The following is a 439-nucleotide window of genomic DNA, read 5'->3' on the forward strand; positions in this document are numbered from 1 at the left end:
GCCATCTGTGATGAAATCACTAGGTTAGAGAACCTAAAGAATGAAGAAAACGGTATTATTGGCTGGTGTCAAAGTCAGATTAACAATCTGGGAAATTTCATCGAGAAGCTATTGCATTAGAAGGAGGGGAAAGGTCATGTATGGAACGATTCAATTATCCGAGGTTCTGTTTAACTCACACATCGGTAGTCTATCCAAGGCCAAGGCTAGTTTGGCAGGAGTTGGGAAACCAAGTTTTAATACGACAGCCACATCGAAAGGATTGGACTTGTATCAGGAACAATTCAATGAACTTCACTCGCTGGTGAAGACCTATGCGACCTTGCTGGAGACAGATATCGCCTTGATGGCAGGCACAGGGAAAGAGTTGGCCCGTACAGATACGGTATTGGGACAAAACCTGTTTCCTGGCTTGCAGTAGGGAGGTGCTATGAGTTAC

The 439-nt window shown here is 44.6% G+C and carries 1 protein-coding gene; it reads left to right on the forward strand.

Annotated features, from left to right (window positions below; translation table 11 throughout):
* Positions 1–136 precede the first annotated feature (136 nt).
* On the forward strand, positions 137–421 hold the full coding sequence (locus SORDD15_RS09715) for a TIGR04197 family type VII secretion effector (RefSeq protein WP_061416736.1): 285 nt from the start codon (positions 137–139) through the stop codon (positions 419–421).
* Positions 422–439 lie beyond the last annotated feature (18 nt).

Origin of the sequence: Streptococcus oralis (assembly GCF_001578935.1) — a bacterium.
Taxonomy (GTDB): Bacteria; Bacillota; Bacilli; order Lactobacillales; family Streptococcaceae; genus Streptococcus; species Streptococcus oralis_R.